This window comes from Bartonella bovis 91-4 (assembly GCF_000384965.1).
GTDB classification, from domain to species: domain Bacteria; phylum Pseudomonadota; class Alphaproteobacteria; order Rhizobiales; family Rhizobiaceae; genus Bartonella; species Bartonella bovis.
Genome location: NZ_CM001844.1, coordinates 1,262,267 through 1,264,327, shown reverse-complemented (window position 1 = coordinate 1,264,327; position 2,061 = coordinate 1,262,267). Strand labels below are relative to the sequence as shown.

Below are 2,061 nucleotides of genomic sequence, written 5' to 3'. Positions count from 1 at the left end.
ATTACAGGGACGAGGATTACAGGTACAAACTTGAAAGGTGTTCATAAGGGGATGACGATTACAGACGGAAGTGTCCGTATGGAGGGAGGAGAGATCAATTTTAAGGGAGATTACGGGGTTTATCTTAACCAGGGTATGGCTGCTTTAATAGCGGTCAAAATGACTTATACGGGTAACAACAACAAAGCTGAATTCATTAGGATTGTGGGAGAGGACACTACAAATGCTATGGAAAAGACGGGTAAAGTACAAAAAATGCTGTGGTTGTTGCATCACATCTCACGATCGATGGAAATGGTTATGGGCAGGGAATGAGGGTAGTTGACGGCGGACGGGTCGTGTTGATTAGGCCAACTTATACAAACATCTACAATGGAATGGCTATCACAAAAGGTGCTGTCCATATGGAGGGGGGGGAGATCAATTTTAAGGGAGAGTACGGTGTTTATTTTACAAGACACAAATACAACATTACCTAATGAATCATTTTTAAATAGGGCAATATATTCTGCTAAAAAAAGTATAACAGAAAACACTCTCTCAATGCTTAGAGGTGTTTGTTTTTTATATGTTTTAGATTTTGTATATTTTAGCGTATTTATTAGTTTTAGAGATTTTTTTTTGTTTATGGGTTTAGGTGATGGTTTAAGGTCTAGGCGCTTTGTTTGATGTTTTGATTTTATGTGTGTTTTGTTTGTTGTTTGAAGATGTGTGTTTTAGCTTTGTGGGTGTTAAGAGTGTTTTATATTAGGGTATGATGTTTTTAGGTAAGGGTTAGAGTTGGGAGAATTTTATGGGGTTTTAAGCCATTTTAGTATGGTTTAGTTTTAGTTTTCTTTTTTTTAGAATAGTTTAGTCTCGTTTAACCTGACAGGTTAAAGGGGAACATGTGGGTTATGGTTATGCGTTGTGTTTTTAAGCATCATGTTTATTTATGTGTTGTCTCAACCGCTCTTATGGCTGGGCTTTCCCTTATAACGTCTCATACTTCAAAGGCGTATGCCGATCAAAATTGTGGGAGTAGTGGTGGTGTTGGTACTGTTAAAACTATTCAGCATAATGATCAGCCGATTGTGTGTGATAGTCGTGAGACAAGGATACTGAGTAGTACTAGGGGTGGTAAGGATATAAATATAAATATGGATAAGCATTCTGGTAAGGCTGCTGTGACGGTGAAGGATGGGGCAAATATTACGATATTAAAGAAGCTGAAGGTTACGGGGGGGTTGAAGGGGGGTGGTCTACCGGTGATTAAGGTGCTTAATAAAGGACAGCTGACGTTGGTGGAGGAGGTTGATGTTGAGGGGGTGACGGGGGGGATGCAGAAGGTGATAGCGGTTGAGGGTCAAGGGTCTTCTGTTACGTTGAAGGGGGTGTTGAAGGGGTTTGAGAGGGTGAAGATTAATGATGGGGGGGCGGTGACGTTGTTGAAGGATGGGGTGGAGATTAAGAAGGTGGAGGTTAATAATGGGGGGACTGTAAGATTTGATGAGAGTGTGGCTTTTAATAATGGTGAAGCGGGGATAAAGATTGAGGGGACGGGAAAGGCGAGTGTGATGGGGATGGGGAAGACGATGACTGTTACGAAGGGGGGTGGGATACAGATGGATGGGACGGGGACTGCTGATGTGATGGGGTTGACGATTATGGGGAGTGGGATGGGGGTGGATGTGCAGAATGGGAGGGAGATGACTTTGAATATGGTGAATGTTTCAGGATTCAGGGTGGGGGTGAATGCGCAAAGTGGGACGGTAAATATAAATGGGGAGTCGACGATTACGGTTAAGGATGGGGGGACGGGGATAATGGTATCGGGAAGTGGGGCGACGGTTAGTATGACGCAGGGGAAGATTACGGGGAGTAGGAGTGGGGGGACGGGGGTGGTTATGCAGAATGGGAGGGAGATGACTTTGACTGGGGTGGGGATTTCAAAGTTTGGGAAAGGGGTGGATGTGACGGGGGGGACGTTGAAGATGATGGGGGGACGGTGACGTTTACGGGTGGGAGACGGGGAATTAGTGGGGTGAGGGTGATGGGGACGGGGACGGCTGATTTGACGAG

The 2,061-nt window shown here is 44.5% G+C and carries 3 protein-coding genes; all 3 read left to right on the top strand.

Annotated elements, in window-relative coordinates:
* Window positions 1-315, top strand: a 315-nt coding sequence (locus BBBE_RS05495; RefSeq protein WP_035464539.1) for a hypothetical protein, incomplete at its 5' end; no start/stop codon positions are given.
* Complete coding sequence (locus BBBE_RS07350; protein ID WP_192812768.1) at window positions 312-479, top strand: hypothetical protein; 168 nt, start codon at window positions 312-314, stop codon at window positions 477-479. The genes BBBE_RS05495 and BBBE_RS07350, both read left to right, overlap by 4 nt.
* A 417-nt stretch (window positions 480-896) precedes the next feature.
* Window positions 897-1,991, top strand: coding sequence for a hypothetical protein (locus BBBE_RS05485; protein WP_152023196.1), 1,095 nt, complete (start codon window positions 897-899; stop codon window positions 1,989-1,991).
* Window positions 1,992-2,061 lie beyond the last annotated feature (70 nt).